Raw genomic sequence first — 18,966 nt, forward strand, 5'->3', positions numbered from 1 at the left:
GGCTCAGGCCAGCCTGTCGAAAGGGCGGCCGATGACGGGCGTCGACGGCTCCGCCATGTCGCGCGGCGTCATCGGCTGGGCGCGGAATCCCGCGCGGCCAGCTTCGATCGCGAGAGCGAAGGCGCGCGCCATCAGCACCGGGTCGCCGGCGCGCGAAACCGCGGTGTTGAGCAGCACCGCGTCGTAGCCCATCTCCATGACCAGCGCCGCGTGAGACGGCGCCCCGAGGCCGGCGTCGACGATGAGCGGCGTATCGGGAAAATGCGCGCGCAGCGCCCTCAAGGCGAAGGCGTCGTTGACGCCGCGCCCGGAGCCGATCGGCGCGGCCCAGGGCATCAGCACGCGGCAGCCGGCGTCGAGCAGCTTCTCCGCCACCACGAGATCGTCCGTCGTATAGGGAAAGACTTTGAAACCGTCGTCCGCGAGCGCGCGCGCCGCTTCGACGAGCCCGAAAACGTCGGGCTGCAGCGTGTCCTCCTCGCCGATCACTTCGAGCTTGATCCAGTCGGTCGCGAAGACTTCGCGCGCCATCTGCGCGGTGGCGATCGCTTCCTTCGCCGTGCGGCAGCCGGCGGTGTTCGGCAGCACGCGGACGCCAATGTCGCGGATGAGGCTCCAGAAGGTCTCGCCCGCGCGCGCGCCGCCGGCTTCGCGGCGCAGCGATACGGTGACGATCTCGCAGCCCGACGCCCGGATGGCTTCGGCGAGAATCGCCGGCGATGGATAGCGCGCCGTGCCGAGCAGCAGCCGCGAGGACATCGCGACCCCGTAAAGCGTCACCGGATCATTCATTCGCCAACTCGCTCACCCGCCCTGCCTCGGCGTCACGATCTCGACGGCGTCGCCCTCGCGAATCGGCGTCTCGGCGCGGTCCTTGGCGCGCACGAACTCCTGGTTCAGAGCGGTGCCGACCGTCTTTTCGTCATATCCCAGTTCGAGCAGCAGCGTTTGCAACGTCGTCGCGCGGACATCCTGCGGGCGGCCGTTGATTTGAATCATCATCCATCACCTCTGGGAAATATGCGTCGCTCACGACGACCTCCGCCGCGCGGCGCGCCAGCGCCGGCGCAAGCAGGAACCCGTGGCGGTAGAAGCCATTGATATAGAGTGTGCGACCGCGCTTCAAAAGGCGCGGCAGATTGTCCGCGAAGGCGGGTCGCAGGTCCGAGCCCATCTCTACGATCTCGGCTTCCGCGAAAGCCGGGTGGATCGCGAAGGCCGAATTGACGAGTTCGACGACCGAGCGCGCTGTGACCCGCGCGCGCTCCTCATTCTCGATCATCGTCGCGCCGATCATGAACAGCCCGTCGCCGCGAGGCACGACATAAACCGGTCGTCGCGGATGCAGCATGCGCACCGGGCGCGCCAGGGAAATCTCCTCGCTGCGCAGGATCAGCATTTCGCCCTTCACGCCGCGCAAGCCCGGTAGCGCGTCGCGCGCCGCGAAGCCGCGGCAGTCGATGGTCCAGTCGGGGATCGTCGACAGCGCCGCGGCGTCCGGCTGAAAATGCAGCGTCACATTCGGCGCCTTCGCGAGACGCTGCGTCAGCGCGGCAAGCGCAGCGCGTGGATCGAGATGCGCTTCTTGCGGGAAAAACAGCGCCGCGTCGAAGCGCCCCGCCAGATCCGGCTCAAGCGCCGCGATTGCGTTGCCATCCAGCGCCTCGAAATGGCGCGCGCGCCGCGCGAAGTCGGCGAGTTCGGCGCGCTCGCGGGCGGGCGCGACGACGAGGCTGCCGGCGACCGTGGCGACGCTGAGCTCGCGTGACCAGAAATCGAGCGCCTCTTCGCCGAGAGTCGCGACCAGCGGCTCGGCGCTCTCCAATTCGCACCAGGGCGCGATCATGCCGCCGGCGAAGCGCGAGCAGCCGAGGCCGGCGGCTGGTTCGCGCTCGATGATCTCGACGTCGACCCCCTTTCGCGCGAGGGCGTAGGCGGCGCAAAGCCCGGCGACGCCGGCGCCGATTACGCGCGCCAGCACGAACGGCGCCTTTCTTTGATATCCGCTGACACCATCCCTCCGCCAGTCTCAACTGGATCAGGTTCGAAGGGTCGCCGCCCGCGCCTCGCGGCGCTTTTTGCGGCCTCTCAGCCCCTTGGCGGCGCATGGCGGCGCGACGTCGGGCGGGGCTCCCCCGGCGCGCCTAGGCTCGCGCGAAAGAACGGCGCCAGTCAAGCGCGGCGCAGGGGTTTCCGCGCGCAAGGGAGCGCCGGGACTTGCCAGACATCAAGCGATGGCTCAGTTTGCCATCAGAACAGCGCGCGAAAAGCGCGGTTTTCAGGGAGAGAAATCATGGCCTTCATTCGCCGTACGGCGAGCCGCCGCACGTCACTCATCGGCTCCGTTTTCGCCGCCGCGCTCGCCTGCGCAGGCTGGACGGCGTCAGCCGAGGCCGCGCCGCTCGGCCAATATTTTCCCATTCCGAATTCGTTGAGCATCAGCGGCGCGCCGCGCGACTCGCTCCTCAAAATTCAGACGAAATGGCTGCAGAACGGCCTCGACAATCTCAAAAAGGCGCGCGCCGAGGCGGAAACGGCCGGGTCCGAGGAAAACGTCAAGAAGTTCGATGCGATGATCGCGGAGACGCAGGAAGAGCTGGCGCTATCGGAGAACAATGATTCGTCGCACGAGATTCAGCGCGAGCGCAAACGCAAGTTGATGCTCAACCTCAATCAATGGATCAATGAACTCAATCGCCTCGCCACCGAGCAGATGAAGATCGCGATCCTGAAGGACGGCGCCGAGGCGATGGCGGCTCAAAACCGCAACTACCAACTGTCGGAACAGGCGGACAATCTCGAAAAGGCCAAGCGCGATCCGAGCATCGAGGACTGGGGCGAGACGAAGTAAGACCGCGTTGACGGTCTAGAAAATCCCGTCCGGCGACGCGGCGGGCTGGGACAGCTCGCCGTTGAGCTTCACGATCCGGCGCGTGGCGTCCGCGAGCGCCTGGGCCGCGCGCGCCGACAGCGAGTCGTTCGCCTTGCGTGCGGCTTCGAGTTCGGCGCGCAGCGCAGCGATCTCGGCGTCCTTCGCTATCGCTTTTGCGCGGGCCTCCTTCGCTTCGTCGGCGATGATGAGCGCCGCCATGACGATGATGCGCTGCTCGCCGATCTCGCCGAAGCTCTCGCGCATCGACTGAATCTTGCTTTCGACGAACTGCGCGAGCTCTTCGATGCGCTGCTCCTCGCCGTCGTCGCAAGACATGCGGTAGGTGCGGCCGGCGATGGAGACGGCGACGGCGGCCATGTCAGTCCTCTTGAGTAGGGGCGACGCCCACCGCGCCGAGGGCGGCGGCGACGCCTTCGCTCGCCGTTTCGAGGCGACGCAGCACCTCGTCGCGGCTCTTTTCCAGAGCGTTCTGCCGCGTGAGCGCTGCATCCAGATCGAGCGCGAGTCGCGATCGGTCGTCCTGCATGATGGCGAGTTCTTCTTCGAGCTCGGCGCTGGAGACTTCGTCTTCGAGCTTTGCGGCGACGGTTCGCTCCAGCTGCGCGAGCGCCGTCTGCAGCTCGGCTACCGAGGCCTCCAGCCTCTTGGCGTTTTCGTCGTCGCGCTTATCTGAATGGTTCATCGCCGGTCGCGGGAGTTGCATGGCTTTCGGGCGCGGCGAACGCGCCGGGCGATTCGCTTGCCAGCCTGTTCCTAGCATGAATCGCGCAAATCCAAACCGCGCCAAATGGCGCGGCGGCGCGCGTTGACAGGGGGACGCGAGGTGCTATCACACGCTCGCAGCTAGAGCCGCAGGCTCGACGGGCGAGGGCCGTATAATTCCGGCGCCGCAAGGAGATTTTCCAAATGAGCGTGAGAGTGGCGATCAATGGGTTCGGGCGCATCGGCCGGAACATCCTGCGCTATATCATCGAGACCGGACGCACGGACCTCGAAGTCGTCGCCATCAACGATCTGGGCCCTGTCGAGACCAATGCGCATCTTCTTCGCTATGATTCCGTGCACGGCCGCTTCCCGCATGAGGTGAAAGTCGCCGGCGACACGATCGACGTCGGCCGCGGCTCGATCAAAGTGACCGCCATCAAGAATCCGGCGGAGCTTCCTTACAAGGACCTCAACATCGACGTTGCGCTGGAATGCACCGGCCTTTTCACGGCGCGCGACAAGGCGAAGCTGCTGCTCGACGCGGGCGCGAAGCGCGTGCTCGTCTCGGCGCCCGCGGACGGCGCCGACATTACGGTCGTCTACGGCGTCAATCACGACAAGATCACGAAGGACCATCTCGTCATCTCCAACGCGTCCTGCACGACGAACTGCCTCGCGCCGGTCGCCAAGGTGCTGCATGAAGCGATCGGCATCGAGAAGGGGATCATGACGACGATCCACTCCTATACGGGCGATCAGCCGACGCTCGACACGATGCACAAGGATCTATATCGCGCCCGCGCCGCGGCGCTGTCGATGATCCCGACGTCGACGGGCGCGGCGAAAGCCGTCGGACTCGTGCTGCCGGAACTCAACGGCAAGCTCGACGGCTACGCCATCCGCGTGCCGACCCCCAATGTCTCCGCCGTCGACCTGAAATTCGTGGCCAAACGCCCGACGACGAAGGACGAGGTGCACGCCGCGATCAAGGCGGCCGCCGACGGTCCGCTCAAGGGCGTGCTCGGCTATACGAACGAGAAGCTCGTTTCGATCGACTTCAACCACAACCCGCTCTCTTCCTGCTTCCATCTCGACCAGACCAAGGTCCTTGACGGCAATCTCGTGTCGATCCTGTCCTGGTACGACAATGAGTGGGGATTCTCCGGCCGCATGACCGATGTGGCGAGCGTGATCGGGAAGCTCCTCTAAGCTCACCGCAAACATTTCGACGCGGGCCTCATGGTCCGCGTCTCTTTTTCAAGCCGCGATTGGGAACGTCCGATATGAGCGCCTTCCGCACACTCGACGACGCCGACGTCAGGGGTAAGCGCGTCTTGCTGCGCGTCGATCTCAACGTGCCGATGGAGGAGGGTCGCGTCACCGACGCGACGCGCATCGAGCGCGCGCTGCCGACGATCAACGAGGTCGCGGAAAAGGGCGGCAGGATCGTTCTGCTTTCGCATTTCGGGCGGCCGAAGGGACAGCGCGTCGACGAGGACTCGCTGCGCCACGTCGTCCCCACCCTTGAGCATTATCTCAAACGCAAGATCGCCTTCGCTGAAGATTGCGTTGGAGAGGACGCCGCGCGCGTCGTCGGCGCGCTCAAGGACGGCGATGTCGCGCTGCTCGAAAACACACGCTTTCACAAAGGCGAAGAAAAGAACGCAGCGGACTTCGCCGAGGCGCTCGCGAAGAATGGCGACATCTTCGTCAGCGACGCCTTCTCGGCCGCGCATCGCGCCCACGCCTCCACGGAAGGCATAACGCACAAACTGCCGGCCTTCGCCGGGCGCGCCATGCAGGCGGAGCTCGAAGCGCTGCAATCGGCGCTCGCCAGCCCGCAGCGGCCTGTAATGGCGATCGTTGGCGGCGCGAAAGTCTCGACGAAGCTCGAACTCCTGGGCAATCTCGTCGAGAAAGTCGATTACCTCGTCATTGGCGGCGGCATGGCGAACACCTTCCTCGCCGCGCAAGGCAAGGCCGTCGGCAAATCGCTGTGCGAACATGATCTCGCGCACGCCGCGCGCGACATACTCGCCAAGGCTGAGAAGGTGGGCTGCAAGATCGTTCTGCCGATCGACGCGACGGTGGCGCAGAAGTTTGAGGCGCACGCGCCCTCGCACATCGTCTCGGTCGATCACGTCGGCGAAAACGACATGATCCTCGACGTCGGACCGAAGTCGATCGGCCATGTCGAGTCGCTGCTCGCCAAGTGCAAGACGCTCGTCTGGAACGGTCCGTTCGGCGCGTTCGAACTGCCGCCCTTCGACGAGGGCACGAACGCCGTTGCGCAGACGGCGGCGCGGCTCACCGTTGAAGGCAAGCTGCTCTCGATCGCCGGCGGCGGCGACACGGTCGCGGCGCTCAATCAGGCGCATGCCGCGCAGGAATTTTCCTATGTGTCGACGGCCGGCGGCGCTTTCCTTGAATGGCTCGAGGGCAAGACGCTGCCTGGCGTCGCGGCGCTCACGCAATCTGCGCAACGCTGAGCCGGTCACCGCGAAGAGAGGCCGCGACGCGGACGCGCCAATATGTGTGCGAACGTCCGCGTCTCAGGGCGAGCTAGAGACGGGCGAGCGTGGCTTCCGCCGTGGACACCGTCGCCTCGCCTGAATTGTCCTCGACATTGATCCACTTGACGACGCCGTCGTCGATCAGCGCCGAGTAGCGCTTGCCGCGAACGCCCAGTCCGGGCTCGGTGAGATCGAGTTCGAGTCCGAGGGCCTTGGCGAAGGTCGCCGAGCCGTCCGCGAGCGCGTCGATCATGCCGCCGCCGCCAGACTCCTTGAGCCATGCGTTCAGCGCGAAGATGTCGTTGACCGCCGTCACCGCCACCGCGTCCACGCCCTTCGATTTGATTTCATCCGCCTTGGCGATGAAGCCCGGCAGATGTTTCTTATGGCAGGTCGGCGTATAAGCTCCGGGAACGCTGAAGAGCGCCACCCGGCGTCCGGCGAAATAGTCCTTTGTGTTAACCGACTCGGGCCCATTCTTGCCCATGACGGTCAGCTTTACGTCGGGAAGTCGGTCTCCAGCTTTAATGGTCATGCCAATCTCGCTCTTAGTGAAGGTAAGGCTCAGTCTAGATAGCGCGCTTTTCGCCGCGGCGTCGCGATGACCGACGTGTTTGCAACCGCACTTGTGGGGCTCGCGACCGCGAGTCAACATGACGCGAGCGGCTGGCGCAGACAATCGTCTTTAGAGGAGGGGCCAATGTCGGATTCTCGAAATGATGGAAGCGGCGACTCGCCGCCGGCCGCGTGGGTATGGAGCCAGTATCGCGGCGTTAACCCGGATTCGCCCGGGCGACGGCCGCCTCTCCTCACGAAGAAGAGCGTGCAGACGCCGCCGCCGCGGCCCGCAGCCGATCCGCCGCCGCCCCGGCGCGCCGGTGGAAACGGCGGGGGCGGGGGCATCGCATTCCTGGTCGCGCTCGCGATCCTGACGCTGGCGGCCGCGTCATGGTGGCTCGCCGCCTCGCGTTCGCCGCCGCCTGCGACGCCGGAAACACAGCCGGTTGAAGAGAGCGGCGCGCCGAGCGCGCCGCCGTCAGAACCTGAAGCAACGGCGCCGCCGCCCCAATCAGACGCCGCGCCGCCGCCGCCGCAGGAAGCCGCCCCGCCCGCGCCGCCGGCCGCGCCCGTCGCGACGCCGCGGTCCGATCAGCGCGCGACGCCCAGCAGGGCCACGGAGCCCCGCTCGACGCGGAAGAAGCAGAAGAAGCCGCGTCGCCAATAGGCACTGGTCAGGTGCGCCAGGGATGCTCGGGCAGGTCGCAGACTCCGAGCGTCTTGACGCCCGCCTGCGCGACCGCATGATCATTTTCGACGGAGGAGCCGCTGACGCCGATGGCGCCGATCATCACGCCGTCGGCGTCGACGATTGGAAGTCCGCCGGGGAAAGTAATGAGCCCGTCGTTCGAATGCTCGATGCCGTAGAGCGGGCCGCCCGGCTGCGAGAGCTTGCCGATCTGTCCGGTCGGCATGCCGAAGAAGACGGCGGTCTTGGCCTTTTTCATCGCGATGTCGATGCTGCCGACCCAGGCGTCGTCCATCCGCTCGAAGGCTTTGAGAACGCCGCCGGAGTCGACGACGGCGATGCACATCTGGGTTTTTAGCTCGATCGCCTTCCGGCGCGCGGCGGCGATCGCTTTGTCCGCCTGGTCAATCGAAACATGCATTCGCCGATCTCCCTTTTTGAAAACAGCCGTGTCGGCCTCCGCACGAAGCTAGAGCGCTAGCCCGCCGCGGGGATGCCGACGTGACGATTAATTCGAAGCCGACTCGAGCGCGCGCGAGATCAGCGCCTTGGCCTCGGAACTGTCCCAGGCGGCGGGGCCGTTCATCAGCCCGATCTGGCAGCCGTCAGGGCCAATCAGCAGCGTGGTGGGCAGGCCCAGCGCTTTTCCCGCCTGCTTCATTTCGAAGAAGATATTGGCCTTTGGGTCGCCGTAATAGGTCAGCGACTTGACGCCGGTTTCTGCGAGAAACGCCTTCGGCCGTTCGAGACGCGACGTGTCGACGTTCACCGCGACCACTTGGAAGTTCTGCCCTGCGAAGGCTTCCTGCAGCCGGTCGAGCGCGGGCATCTCCGCCCGGCAGGGCACGCACCAGGTGGCCCATATGTTGAGGAGCGCCGTCTTGCCTTTGAACGAGCCGATTGAAACCGGCGCGCCGTCGGGCCCCTCGAAGGCGTAATCGGTCAGCGGCTGCGGCTTTGTGGCGATGGTCATCGCCGCGACTTCGCCCTTCGCAAGATCTTTCACATTGGCGGCGATCCTGGCCGATGTCGCGCAGGCGGCGCTGACGTCGGGCGCCGGAGCGGCGCTCTGATCGGCCGTTCCGGCGGGGGCGCCTTCCTTGATGGCGCTTGCAGGCGGTTTCTTGCCGCCCATGCTGCCGATCACGTATAGAAGCGCCACGCCCGCCGCCATGGTTATCAAGGCCGCCTTCGCGACAAACAGGAACGATCGCTTCGGCGGCGGCGGTTTCGGCATGAGGCGCAGGCTCCGGGGCTAAAAATGACGAGCAAGATATGGGGCGGACGCTTCCAAAGCGCAACCGATGCGGTTCTGGAGGCGATCAACGTCTCGATCGACTTCGACAAGCGCCTCGGACTGCAGGACGTCCGCGGCTCGCTGGCGCATGTCGCGATGCTGGGCGAAACGGGAATCGTTTCGCGCGACGACGCGGCGAAGATCGCCGATGGACTGGAGCGGGTCAAAGCGGAAATCGAGAGCGAGCGCTTCGAATTTTCCCGCACGCTCGAAGACATTCACATGAACGTCGAGTCGCGGCTTGCCGAACTCATCGGTCCGACGGCCGGACGTTTGCACACGGCGCGCTCCCGTAACGACCAGGTCGCCACTGATTTCCGCCTCTACATCCGCGATCAGATTGACGCGCTCGACCTCGAACTCGCCGATCTGCAGCTGGCGCTTGCGACGCGCGCGCTGGAGGAGGCCGCGAGCGTCATGCCGGGCTTCACGCATCTGCAGTCGGCGCAGCCGGTGACTCTCGGCCATCATCTCCTCGCCTATGTCGAAATGATCGCGCGCGACCGCGGGCGGCTGCGCGACGCGCGCGCGCGCCTCAACGAATGTCCGCTCGGCGCCGCGGCGCTCGCCGGAACGAGCTTTCCGATCGATCGCACGAAGACGGCGCAAGCGCTCGGCTTCGACCGGCCGACCGCGAATTCGCTCGACAGCGTCTCGGACCGCGACTTCGTCCTGGAGACGCTGAGCGCGGCGGCGATCTGCGCGACGCATCTGTCGCGCTTCGCCGAAGAGATCGTGCTTTGGACCACGCCGCAATTCGGCTTCATCGCGCTCTCCGACAAATTCACCACCGGCTCGTCGATCATGCCGCAGAAGCGCAATCCCGACGCCGCCGAACTCGCGCGCGGCAAATCGGGCCGCGTCATCGGCGCGCTCGTCGCGCTGCTCGTCGTCATGAAGGGACTACCGCTCGCCTATTCGAAGGACATGCAGGAAGACAAGGAAGGCGCCTTCGACGCGCTCGACACGCTGTCGATCTGCATCGCCGCCGTCGCCGGCATGGTCCGCGACATGCGCGTCGATCGCGCGCGGATGAAGGCGGCCGCCGGCGCGGGCTACGCCACCGCGACCGATCTCGCCGACTGGCTGGTGCGCGCGCTGTCGCTGCCGTTTCGCGAGGCGCACCACGTCACCGGACGCATCGTCGCGCTCGCCGAAGCGCGCGGCGCTGGCCTCGAGGATCTGACGCTCGAAGAGATGCAGAGCGTCGAGCCGCGCATCAGCGCCGAGGTGTTCGAGGTGCTGGGGGTGGAGAAGTCGGTGCAGAGCCGCAGGAGCTTCGGCGGCGCGGCGCCTGATAATGTGCGCGCCGCCGCGCAAGCCTGGCTCGACAGGTTGAAGGACAAATGAACGACATTTCTGCGCGACTCTACCTCGCGACCCCGCCGCTTGCCGACGCGGCGGCCTTTACGCCTGCGCTCGACGAGGCGCTCGCGGCCGGCGACGTCGCGAGCCTGCTCATTCGTTTCGCGGATGGCGACGAACGCGGCCAAGAAGCGATCGTGCGCGCACTGGCGCCAGCCGCGCAAGCGAAGAACGTCGCCGTGCTCGTCGCCGCAGCGCCCAATGTCGCGCTGCGCGCCGGCGCGGACGGGGCGCATGTCGCCGGCGCCGGCGAAGCGCTCGCCGACGCCGTCAAGAAAATGTCGCCGCGCTATATCGTCGGCGCCGGCGATCTCGACACGCGTGACGACGCCATGCGCGCTGGCGAGCTGAACGCGGACTATGTGATGTTTTCGGATCTTGACCGCGAAGCGCTCGTTGAGCGCGTCGCCTGGTGGGCCGAGCTTTTCAACACGCCCTGCGTCGCCCGCGCCGCGACGCTCGACGATGTGGCGCCCCTCGCCGAAGCCGGCGCGGACTTCGTTCTGCTCGACGATGCGGTCTGGAGCGATGCGCGCGGACCGGCTGCGGCCGTGGCGGATGCGCAGAAGCGCCTTAGGGGAGGGCAGGAATGATCGGCGGGCGATCGAGTGAAAGGCTTCCTCATCCTGAGGAGACCCCGAAGGGGTCGTCTCGAAGGACGAGGAAGCCGCTCATTATTTTTGCTCAATTCGCCCTCGTCCTTCGAGGCTCGCTTCGCTCGCGCCTCAGGATGAGGGCGAAGACTGAACGCTTCCTCGCGACGCTCGCCATCATCGCCATTCTGGGGCCTGCCGCGCTCGCCGCCAATGCGCCGGCGCCCGATCTCGCCTTTGGCGCCTATCAGCGCGGCGACTATTCCGCCGCGATGAAGGAGGCGAAGAAGCGCATCGCCGCCAATCCCAAGGACGCGGCGGCGCTGACCCTGGTCGGCCAGCTTTATCTCGAAGGCGCAGGCGTGGGGCGCGATCTCTCCGCCGCGATGGAGTGGTTCAAGAGGGGCGCGGACGCCGGCGACACGGAAGCGGCCTATCTCTACGGCGCCGCGGCGCTCAACGGGGCGGGCGCCCCGAAGAACCGCGCAACCGCCCGCGCCTATCTCGAAAAGGCGGCGGCGCAGGATCATCCCGCCGCTCTTCATCTCCTCGGCGAGCTTGCGCTAGAAAACGAGGGCGCGCCATCGGACTTCGGCAAAGCGGCGGACTATTTCCGCCGCGCGGGGGCGAAGGGCGACGCGGACTCGCTCTACGCGCTTGGCGTGCTCTTCAAGACTGGCCGAGGCGTTCCCAAGGACGAGCGCGAAGCCGCCGAGTGGTTCAGGCGCGCGGCTGAACTCGACTTTGCGCCGGCGATGGTCGAATTCGCCGTTCTCCAATTCAATGGCGTCGGGGTGACGCGCGACCCGGCCGCCGCCGTGCGATGGTTTCGCAAGGCGGCGGCGAAGGGCAACGCCGTGGCGCAGAACCGTCTTGCGCATATTCTCGCCCAAGGGCTCGGGGTCGACGCCAATCCCACCGAGGCGCGGGAGTGGCGCGACAAGTCGCGCGAAGCCGGGCTGAACGATCCTTCGCTCGACTATCTGGGCGCATCCGAGTCGCCGAAGCCAGCTGCGGGCAAATGACCGGCGGCGCGAGCGCCGCGACGCGGCGGACAGCCGCATTCCTTCGCCGCTTCGTCAAGCCGCGAGTCTTGTCGCTGACGGCGCCGCTGCGCCGCCTCCAGTCGCTCGTCGAAGCGATCTCTCCCGAACGCCGCGCGCCCTTCGCGCCGCAGATTCCCGGCGACTGGCTCCCTTGCTCTGGGGCGTCAGCCGTTGCGACGCTGTTCTATCTTCACGGAGGCGCCTTTCTCATCGGTTCGCCGCGGCTCTTTCGCTACGCCGCGCGACAGTTCGCCCGCGCGGGCTTTGACGTGTTCACGCCAGTCTATCGGCTCGCGCCTGAACATGTCTTTCCCGCAGCGCTGGAGGACGTCCTGCGCGCCTATCGGAGCCTCATAGAGGCGCGGCCGGGGCCCGTCGTCATCGTCGGCGATTCCGCTGGCGGCGGCCTTGCGGTGTCGCTGATGCTGCGCATACGCGACGAAGGCTTGCGGCCGCCGGTCGCCGCGGCTCTGTCCTCGCCATGGGTCGATCTCGCCGCGACCGGCGCCTCGGCGCGCGAGAACGAAGAGCGCGACCCCCTATTTACGCGCAAGGACATTCTGCTCGGCGCCCGCGCCGCGCTCGGCCGGCAGAGCGCCAGAAATCCGCTCGCGTCGCCGATCTACGCGGACCTTTCCGGCCTGCCGCCGATGCTCGTTCACGTCGGCGCGGACGAGGCGCTGAGGGACGATTCGACGCGGCTCGTGGCGCGTGCGCGAGCGGCGGGGGTCGACGCGCGGCTCGAGACCTGGCCCTGCGTCCCTCACGCGTGGCAGCTGATGAGTTTTCTTCCCGAGGCGCGCCAGTCGCGAATGAAGGCGATCGAATTCCTGAAGGCGCGCGTCGCTCAGGCGGCTTCCAGCGCCGCCGGATGATCAGCGTCTCGCGCCCCATGGACCGCGCGGCGGCCAGAGCGGCGTGCGTCCGTCCTTCGGCAGGAAGGACGCCTCGCCGGCGCGGGGGGCGTCGATCGCGGCGGGTTCTTCTCCGGCGAGCGACGCGACCGGCGCGTCGCGGCCTCTGGCGAATTTGACCAACGCCGCGACGCGCGCATCGACGCTCGGATGGGTCGCCAGCCAGCCCGTTTCCGGGTGAAGCGCCGGCGACTCAATGAAGAAGTATTGCATGCGCGACGGCATGGTGGGGATCGTCGCATGCGCCTCGATCTTGCGCAGCGCCGAGATCATCGCGTCGGGGTTCTTGGTCAATTCGACGCTGCCGGCGTCGGCCAAGAATTCGCGCGAGCGCGACAGCGCGAAGCGGATCAGCACCGAGGCGCCCCAGCTCAGCGCGATGATGAAGAGCGCGATCAGAATGGCGAGCGCCGCGCCGCCATTGCCTCTCCGGCCGTCGTCCCGCTCAGGACGATGCGGCGAGAAGCCGAAAGGAAAGTCCCAGCGGCGGATCGTCAGATCGGCGACGAAGGCGAAGATGCCGGCGAAGATCACCGCGATCACCAGCAGTTGAACGTCGCGGTTGCGGATGTGAGTCAGCTCATGCGCGAGCACCGCCTCAAGCTCGGCGTCGGTCAGATATCGCGTCAGACCTCTGGTCACCGCGATCTTGTATTGTCCTTCCTTCAGTCCCGAGGCGTAGGCGTTGAGCGCGTCGCTCTCGACGATCTGCAGCGCGGGGATCGGCACGCCCCGCGAGATGCACAGGTTTTCGAGCAGATTGTAAATGCGCGGCGATTCCGCCCGCGACAGATTCGCGGCGCCCGTGGCGTAGTCGATCATCCTCTGGTGGAAGAGATAGGCGATCGCGAACCAGGCGCCCGCCGCGATGACGCCGATCGGCCAGCCGCGCTTCAAATCGTCGACGGCGAGCGCCAGGATGTAATTGAAGGGCGCGCCGGGCCGCGCGCTCATCGCCTCGATCAGCAGCGCGAAGGAGAACATCAGCGCCAGAAGCAGAACGACGAAGCCGGCGAGCAGAAAGCCCGAACGCAGTTCGTTGGCGCGGATGTGGGAATAAAGGCCGTAGGCTTTGAACATGGTGTTCCTGCCAACCCAGGTCATTCCCGACGCGCGAAACGCGCGCGATCGGGAATCCAGAAACTTAATTGCGCTCGGCCAATCTGGATTCCCGATCAGGCCTTCGACCTGTCGGGAACGACAGCCCCGTCACTCGCCCGCCTAGAACTGCACCTTCGGCGGCGCTTCGACGGCCCGCTGCTCCGACTCGTCAAGCTCGAAATAGTCGAGCGGATCGAAGCCGAAGCGTTGCGCGATGAGGAAACCCGGAAAGCCTTCCCGAGTGGCGTTATATTCGGCGACCGTATTGTTGAGGAATCGCCGCGCCGCGGAGATCTTGTTTTCGATGTCGGACAGCTCGCTTTGCAGCTGCTGGAAATTCTGGTTCGCCTTCAGATCCGGATAGGCTTCGGACAGCGCGATCAGCCGCGACAGCGCGCCGGTGAGCGCGCCCTCGGCCGCGCCCTGCTGCGTTGGACCGTGTGCGGCCACGGCGGCGTTGCGGGCTTTGATCACGTCGTCGAGCGTGCTTTTCTCGTGGGCGGCGTAGCCTTTCACCGTCTCGACGAGATTCGGCACGAGGTCGTGGCGCTGCTTGAGCTGCACATTGACGTCGGAAAAGGCCTGCTTGCTGCGCTGGCGCAGCGCGACGAGGCCGTTGTAAACGCCGACCAGCCAGAAGGCGACGGCGGCGGCGAGGCCCAGAAAAATCAGCAAAGACATGGCGCGCTCTCCCGTGGCGCGCCGCTCCCGCGCGGCGGCGTTTGTTTGACGCCTGCATGTTAGCCGCCTTTGCCGGCTAGGCAAAGACGCGAGGCCTTCATTAGATTTGACGGACGCGCCGGGCGCGCCTATCTCATGGACACGCAAAGAGCACGGCGAACAGAAATGGCCATTCTGCCGATCATCACGCTTCCGGACCCGCTGCTGCGCAAGGTCTCCGAACCCGTCGACGAGGTCGACGCGGCGGTGCGGCGGCTGCTCGACGATATGCTGGAGACGATGTACGAGGCGCCCGGCATCGGCTTGGCCGCGATCCAGGTCGCCGTGGCCAAGCGGATCGTCGTCGTCGATATCGGCAAGACCGAGGAGACCCGCTCGCCGCTTTTCCTGATCAATCCGGAAATCGTCTGGGCCTCCGAGGAGCTGAGCGTCTATCAGGAAGGCTGCCTCTCGGTGCCCGACTATTTCGAAGACGTGAAGCGCCCCGCGCGGGTGCGCCTGCGTCATCTCGACCGGGAAGGCGCGACCCAGGAATTCGACGCGGACGGGCTGCTCGCGACCGTGGTGCAGCATGAGCTGGATCACCTCGAGGGCGGTCTCTTCATCGATCATCTGTCGCGCCTGAAGCGCGAGCGCGTCGTCAAGAAGTTCAACAAGGCGGCGCGCTACGACGAGATCGCCGCCCAGCGGCGCGCGGCCGCGGAGCATCAGCCGGAAAAAGCCGAGGCCTGACGATTGCGCGATAAAATGCGCGTCGTCTTCATGGGCACGCCGGAATTCGCCGCCCATCTGCTGAAGGAAATCGCCGCCCGCGGCCACGAGATCGTGGCCGTGTATACGCAGCCGCCGCGTCCCGCCGGACGCGGCATGGCGGAGAGGAAGTCCGCCGTCCATCTTCTGGCCGAAAGCCTCGGCCTTCCGGTTCGCGCGCCTAAGAGCCTGAAGAGCGCCGAGGCGCAGGCGGATTTCGCGGCGCTGGAGTCCGACGTCGCAGTGGTCGCCGCCTATGGCCTCTTGCTGCCTCAGCCGATCCTCGACGCGCCACAATATGGCTGCCTCAACCTCCACGGTTCGCTGCTGCCGCGCTGGCGCGGCGCCGCGCCGATACAGCGCGCGATCATGGCGGGCGACGCCGAGAGCGGCGTCATGGTGATGAAGATGGAGGCCGGTCTCGACACCGGCCCGGTCGCCCTGACGGCCAAAACGCCGATCGACGCGGAGACGACTGCTGGCGAACTGCATGATCGTCTCGCGGAGCTGGGCGCACCGCTGATGGCCGACGCTCTCGATCTGCTCGCGAAGGGCGAACTGCAGTTCACGCCGCAGTCGGACGAGGGGGCCTGCTACGCGCAGAAGATCGAAAAAGCCGAGGCGCGGATCGACTGGCGCCGGCCGGCGCAGGAACTCCACGAACTCGTGCGCGGCCTTTCGCCCTTTCCCGGGGCTTTTTTTGAAGCCGACCTCGGCCACGGCGTCGAGCGCGTGAAGGTCTTGCGCACGCGCATCGAGCAGTCAGAAGGCGCGCCAGGGGCGGCGCTCGATGACGAGGGGCTTATCGCCTGCGGCGCTGGGGCGCTGCGGCTGCTGCGCGTGCAGCGCGCCGGCAAGGGCGAGATGGATTTCAAAGAATTCGCGCGCGGCCGCAAGCTCATGAAGGGCGTGACATTGGCATGAGCAAGCCGCACGACATGCGCGCATCAGCCTCCCTACTCATGGGAGGAGGGATGTCGCGAGCCCATTGAATGCCCCGCTTCGCCCTGACCATTGAATATGACGGCGCGCCTTTCGTCGGCTGGCAACGGCAGGCGAATGGCGTTTCCGTGCAGCAGCGCCTCGAGGAGGCCGTCGCCGCCATCAATGGCGGCGCGCGCGCCGTCGTGCATGGCGCGGGCCGCACCGACGCCGGCGTGCATGCGCTCGGGCAAGTGGCGCATATCGATCTTGCGCGCGACTGGCGCGCCGATCGGCTGCGCGACGCGATCAATGCGCATCTGAAGCCCGACCCCATCGCGATTCTATCGGCGCGCGCGGTCGGCGACGATTTCGAAGCGCGCTTTTCAGCGATGCGCCGCCACTATCTCTACGTCATCGAAAATCGCCGCGCGCCTCTGGCCGTGAGCCTCGGCCGCGCTTGGCACGTCAAGCGGCCGCTCGACGCGCGAGCGATGCATGAGGCGGCGCAGTCGCTCGTCGGGCGGCACGATTTCACCACGTTTCGCGCCTCCGAATGCCAGGCGAATTCGCCGATGCGCACTCTGGAGCGTCTCGACGTGCGCCGTGACGGCGATAGAATCGAGATCGTCGCTTCGGCGCGCTCCTTCCTGCACAATCAGGTGCGCTCGATGGCCGGCTCGCTGGAGCATGTCGGCAGCGGCAAGTGGCGCGTCGAGGATCTTGCGCTGGCGCTTCTGGCGAAAGACCGTGCGCGCTGCGGACAGGTCGCGCCGCCGCACGGTCTCTATCTTGTCGCCGTCGATTATTAGCGCATCAACGGCGAGGCGATGCCGCTACTGCTTGTCGCCCGCGCCTGCATCGGCGTCCGGCGACGGACTGGTCGCCTCATGCTTCGACGCCGGCGGCTTCGCTGGTTTCTTCGCAACATGTTTGGCGGCGCCGGGCGCAGTTGCGGATCTCGCTTCTTTGGCGAGCGCGCCGTGAATGGGAAGGAAGCTTGCCGACAATACCGCAGCCAATATTCCGTTTGCGCAGGATCGCTGATTCATCGCTTGATGGTCCCCTCAAATGTGAGACCCCCCACCGAATCATCGGCCCGCCCCGAGGAACATCAGGCTGGTCAACGGTGATGAAGTTAGGTCGCCGCCACGCCTGCGCTGCGGTGATTTCATGACCGAATTCGCGCAGTTAGCCGCAGTTCGTCGAACTGGTTAATGAATCCTTAAAAGCATTGGCGACGGTCATTCGTCGTCGGCGGCTTCCGTTTCCTCGGGCTTAATCGCCTCGACTGCAGAGGATTCATTCTTCACCGGCAGAGTCGCAGGAAGTCTCGCGACCGGCCGCTGCGCGGTCGGAGTCTTTTCCTGCGCCAGCGCCCCATGCAGAGGAATGATGCTGGCGGACAGGACCGCCGCAAGAATGCCGTTAACGCAGGGCCGCCGATTGGTCATGTGTCCTCCCTCGATGTCCCGCGCCGACTCAAGTTGCCGCCGCGGCCATTGAGAGTCAAAAAAGTGGCGAGAAAGCGTCGGGAGTAGGTAGACGGGCGCCGGCAGAGGTCAAGAGCCGCTGAACCAATTGTAGCCCTTGTCCTCCCAGTAGCCGCCGGCGTAGTCGTTCGTCACGAAGATCTCGCCGATGAACTTCGGGTTCTTGAAGCCGAGTTTGGTTGGGATTCGCAGCCGCAGCGGATAGCCGTATTTGGCGTCCGCAAAGTCAAGGGCGAGCAGCGTCTGCGGATGCAGCGCGCTCGGCATATCGATGCTCGAATAATATTTGTCGGCGCATTTGAAACCAACGTAACGCGCCGTCAGGTCGGCGCCGATTCTCTCAAGGAAATGACGGAGCGTGACCCCGCGCCATTTGCCGATCGCGCTCCAGCCCTCGACGCAGACCAGCCGCGTGATCTGACTCGACTGCGGCAGCGCGCGCAATGCGCTCAGGCTCCAGGGGCGCTTGTCGGCGATCAGTCCAGAGAGCTGCAGCCGGTAGCTCTCGCCGTCGACGCGGGGAACGTCCTTCTCTTCGTAGTAGGCGTTGAACGGAAAGGGCGTCGTGACGTCGGCTTCGGAATAGGTCGGCGCGAGCTTCGCGGGATCGAAGAGCGCCGCCTGCATTTTATCGTTGAAGCGCGACATCGCGATCAGCAGCCGATCGACGGCGTCGTCGTCCTTCAGGGTGCAGCCGGAGAGGAGCGACAGCGCGCCGAGCGACAGGCCTTGCTTGAGAAAAAGCCGGCGTTCGAGCTGCGCGATCTGCGGCCGAAAGGCGGAAAGACGTTCGCTGCGGGGACGCTTCATCGCGGCGCCTCCGCGCGGCCGGTGACCATCGGCGCAAGAATGCCTTTGACGCTCAAGGCGAGTCCGATGTGAACGACAAGGAAGGCGACGATGGCCGCCATCGCGAAGAAGTGCACGCGGCGCGCCGCCTCATAGCCGCCCATCGCCGCCGTCAGCGTTTGCAGCTGCACAGGCTTCCATATGGCGAGGCCCGACAGGATGGCGACGATCACGGCGAGGACGACCCCGATGTAGAACAGCCGCTGAGCGGCGTTGTAGCGGCCGGGCGCATGAGTGAGAACGCCTCGCATCGCGAGAAGGACGTCTTCAAAGGCCCCACGCAGCGAGACTGGCAGGAACCTTCTTCGGAAGTGGCCCGAAACGAAGCCGTAGGCGAAATAAGCGAATCCGTTGAGCGCTAGAAGCCACATTGCGGCGAAATGCCAGGCGAGCGCCCCGGCGAGCCAGCCGCCCAGCGTGAAATCCTTGGGAAACTCGAAGCCAAAGAGCGGCGAGGCGTTGTAGATGCGCCAGCCGCTCAGCACCATGACGAAGATCGCGAAAGCGTTCACCCAATGCGTCACCCGAATGAAGAGCGGGTGAATCGTCTTAGACTTGTCGGCGCCGCCAACCATTACGGTTTCTCCTTTTTTCGCAAA

At 66.0% G+C, this 18,966-nt stretch carries 25 protein-coding genes; 11 read left to right on the forward strand and 14 right to left on the reverse strand.

Going from position 1 to position 18,966, the window contains the following annotated elements; genetic code table 11:
- Window positions 1-3: 3 nt before the first annotated feature.
- From AC0X69_RS12290 to AC0X69_RS12300, 3 genes are read right to left on the reverse strand one after another with little or no spacing between them, the layout of a single operon-like run.
- Window positions 4-792 (reverse strand): thiazole synthase, encoded by a 789-nt coding sequence (locus tag AC0X69_RS12290; RefSeq protein WP_482607981.1) that lies wholly within the window; start codon window positions 790-792, stop codon window positions 4-6.
- Between the two features lie 12 nt (window positions 793-804).
- Window positions 805-954, reverse strand: coding sequence for a sulfur carrier protein ThiS (gene thiS / locus AC0X69_RS12295; protein WP_482607983.1), 150 nt, complete (start codon window positions 952-954; stop codon window positions 805-807).
- Window positions 923-1,981 carry an FAD-dependent oxidoreductase gene (locus AC0X69_RS12300; protein WP_482607985.1) on the reverse strand — a complete coding sequence of 353 codons (1,059 nt, stop codon included), beginning with the start codon at window positions 1,979-1,981 and terminating at the stop codon, window positions 923-925. Before AC0X69_RS12300 ends, thiS begins: the two co-directional genes overlap by 32 nt.
- 312 nt (window positions 1,982-2,293) lie before the next feature.
- Here AC0X69_RS12300 and AC0X69_RS12305 point away from each other — a divergent pair, with 312 nt between their 5' ends.
- Window positions 2,294-2,851 (forward strand): hypothetical protein, encoded by a 558-nt coding sequence (locus AC0X69_RS12305; RefSeq protein ID WP_482607986.1) that lies wholly within the window; start codon window positions 2,294-2,296, stop codon window positions 2,849-2,851.
- 15 nt (window positions 2,852-2,866) lie between these two features.
- Here AC0X69_RS12305 and AC0X69_RS12310 read toward each other — a convergent pair whose 3' ends face one another.
- Window positions 2,867-3,250: a cell division protein ZapA gene (locus AC0X69_RS12310; RefSeq protein WP_482607988.1), complete on the reverse strand. Its 384-nt coding sequence runs from the start codon at window positions 3,248-3,250 to the stop codon at window positions 2,867-2,869.
- Window position 3,251: 1 nt separating this feature from the next.
- Window positions 3,252-3,575: a DUF4164 family protein gene (locus AC0X69_RS12315; RefSeq protein WP_482607990.1), complete on the reverse strand. Its 324-nt coding sequence runs from the start codon at window positions 3,573-3,575 to the stop codon at window positions 3,252-3,254.
- Window positions 3,576-3,799: 224 nt separating this feature from the next.
- On the opposite strand from AC0X69_RS12315, the gene gap reads away from it, so the two are divergent.
- Together gap and AC0X69_RS12325 are read left to right on the forward strand one after the other, a co-directional pair.
- Window positions 3,800-4,807, forward strand: coding sequence for a type I glyceraldehyde-3-phosphate dehydrogenase (gap, locus tag AC0X69_RS12320; RefSeq protein ID WP_482607992.1), 1,008 nt, complete (start codon window positions 3,800-3,802; stop codon window positions 4,805-4,807).
- A gap of 74 nt (window positions 4,808-4,881) precedes the next feature.
- Complete coding sequence (locus AC0X69_RS12325) at window positions 4,882-6,087, forward strand: phosphoglycerate kinase (RefSeq protein ID WP_482607994.1); 1,206 nt, start codon at window positions 4,882-4,884, stop codon at window positions 6,085-6,087.
- Window positions 6,088-6,160: 73 nt separating this feature from the next.
- Here the strand turns inward: AC0X69_RS12325 and AC0X69_RS12330 are convergent, their stop codons facing one another.
- A complete protein-coding gene (locus AC0X69_RS12330; RefSeq protein WP_482607996.1) occupies window positions 6,161-6,646 on the reverse strand; it encodes a peroxiredoxin in 486 nt (161 codons plus the stop codon).
- 165 nt (window positions 6,647-6,811) lie between these two features.
- Between AC0X69_RS12330 and AC0X69_RS12335 the strand changes: the two genes are divergently transcribed.
- Entirely contained in the window at window positions 6,812-7,336 is a 525-nt protein-coding gene (locus AC0X69_RS12335) for a hypothetical protein (protein ID WP_482607998.1), read from the forward strand.
- 7 nt (window positions 7,337-7,343) lie between these two features.
- Here AC0X69_RS12335 and AC0X69_RS12340 read toward each other — a convergent pair whose 3' ends face one another.
- A complete protein-coding gene (locus AC0X69_RS12340) occupies window positions 7,344-7,778 on the reverse strand; it encodes a GlcG/HbpS family heme-binding protein (protein WP_482607999.1) in 435 nt (144 codons plus the stop codon).
- Between the two features lie 87 nt (window positions 7,779-7,865).
- Window positions 7,866-8,594, reverse strand: a complete 729-nt coding sequence (gene tlpA, locus AC0X69_RS12345; protein WP_482608001.1) for a thiol:disulfide interchange protein TlpA — start codon at window positions 8,592-8,594, stop codon at window positions 7,866-7,868.
- 24 nt (window positions 8,595-8,618) lie between these two features.
- Here tlpA and argH point away from each other — a divergent pair, with 24 nt between their 5' ends.
- The 4 genes from argH (at window position 8,619) to AC0X69_RS12365 (ending at window position 12,533) form a co-directional block, all read left to right on the forward strand.
- Entirely contained in the window at window positions 8,619-10,004 is a 1,386-nt protein-coding gene (gene argH, locus AC0X69_RS12350; protein ID WP_482608003.1) for an argininosuccinate lyase, read from the forward strand.
- Window positions 10,001-10,612 carry a thiamine phosphate synthase gene (locus tag AC0X69_RS12355; RefSeq protein ID WP_482608004.1) on the forward strand — a complete coding sequence of 204 codons (612 nt, stop codon included), beginning with the start codon at window positions 10,001-10,003 and terminating at the stop codon, window positions 10,610-10,612. Before argH ends, AC0X69_RS12355 begins: the two co-directional genes overlap by 4 nt.
- A 137-nt stretch (window positions 10,613-10,749) precedes the next feature.
- Window positions 10,750-11,637, forward strand: coding sequence for a tetratricopeptide repeat protein (locus tag AC0X69_RS12360; RefSeq protein WP_482608005.1), 888 nt, complete (start codon window positions 10,750-10,752; stop codon window positions 11,635-11,637).
- The gene (locus AC0X69_RS12365; protein WP_482608006.1) at window positions 11,634-12,533 is read left to right on the forward strand and encodes an alpha/beta hydrolase; all 900 of its coding nucleotides are present in this window, start codon (window positions 11,634-11,636) and stop codon (window positions 12,531-12,533) included. The genes AC0X69_RS12360 and AC0X69_RS12365 overlap by 4 nt, the downstream gene beginning before the upstream one ends.
- Here the strand turns inward: AC0X69_RS12365 and AC0X69_RS12370 are convergent, their stop codons facing one another.
- A complete protein-coding gene (locus tag AC0X69_RS12370) occupies window positions 12,534-13,652 on the reverse strand; it encodes a M48 family metallopeptidase (RefSeq protein ID WP_482608008.1) in 1,119 nt (372 codons plus the stop codon).
- Between the two features lie 141 nt (window positions 13,653-13,793).
- The gene (locus AC0X69_RS12375) at window positions 13,794-14,354 is read right to left on the reverse strand and encodes a LemA family protein (protein ID WP_482608010.1); all 561 of its coding nucleotides are present in this window, start codon (window positions 14,352-14,354) and stop codon (window positions 13,794-13,796) included.
- A 165-nt stretch (window positions 14,355-14,519) separates the two neighbouring features.
- Here AC0X69_RS12375 and def point away from each other — a divergent pair, with 165 nt between their 5' ends.
- The 3 genes from def (at window position 14,520) to truA (ending at window position 16,837) form a co-directional block, all read left to right on the forward strand.
- Window positions 14,520-15,086: a peptide deformylase gene (gene def, locus AC0X69_RS12380; protein WP_482608011.1), complete on the forward strand. Its 567-nt coding sequence runs from the start codon at window positions 14,520-14,522 to the stop codon at window positions 15,084-15,086.
- Between the two features lie 15 nt (window positions 15,087-15,101).
- The gene (gene fmt, locus AC0X69_RS12385) at window positions 15,102-16,028 is read left to right on the forward strand and encodes a methionyl-tRNA formyltransferase (protein ID WP_482613386.1); all 927 of its coding nucleotides are present in this window, start codon (window positions 15,102-15,104) and stop codon (window positions 16,026-16,028) included.
- A gap of 68 nt (window positions 16,029-16,096) precedes the next feature.
- Window positions 16,097-16,837 (forward strand): tRNA pseudouridine(38-40) synthase TruA, encoded by a 741-nt coding sequence (gene truA / locus AC0X69_RS12390; protein WP_482608013.1) that lies wholly within the window; start codon window positions 16,097-16,099, stop codon window positions 16,835-16,837.
- Between the two features lie 24 nt (window positions 16,838-16,861).
- Here truA and AC0X69_RS12395 read toward each other — a convergent pair whose 3' ends face one another.
- From AC0X69_RS12395 to AC0X69_RS12410, 4 genes are all read right to left on the reverse strand, one after another.
- The gene (locus AC0X69_RS12395; RefSeq protein ID WP_482608015.1) at window positions 16,862-17,077 is read right to left on the reverse strand and encodes a hypothetical protein; all 216 of its coding nucleotides are present in this window, start codon (window positions 17,075-17,077) and stop codon (window positions 16,862-16,864) included.
- A 192-nt stretch (window positions 17,078-17,269) separates the two neighbouring features.
- The gene (locus AC0X69_RS12400) at window positions 17,270-17,479 is read right to left on the reverse strand and encodes a hypothetical protein (protein ID WP_482608017.1); all 210 of its coding nucleotides are present in this window, start codon (window positions 17,477-17,479) and stop codon (window positions 17,270-17,272) included.
- Between the two features lie 108 nt (window positions 17,480-17,587).
- Window positions 17,588-18,328 carry a molybdopterin-dependent oxidoreductase gene (locus AC0X69_RS12405; RefSeq protein ID WP_482608019.1) on the reverse strand — a complete coding sequence of 247 codons (741 nt, stop codon included), beginning with the start codon at window positions 18,326-18,328 and terminating at the stop codon, window positions 17,588-17,590.
- On the reverse strand, window positions 18,325-18,942 hold the full coding sequence (locus AC0X69_RS12410; protein ID WP_482608021.1) for a cytochrome b/b6 domain-containing protein: 618 nt from the start codon (window positions 18,940-18,942) through the stop codon (window positions 18,325-18,327). Before AC0X69_RS12410 ends, AC0X69_RS12405 begins: the two co-directional genes overlap by 4 nt.
- Between the last annotated feature and the right edge of the window lie 24 nt (window positions 18,943-18,966).

The organism is Methylocystis sp. Uni0008 (assembly GCF_056838045.1).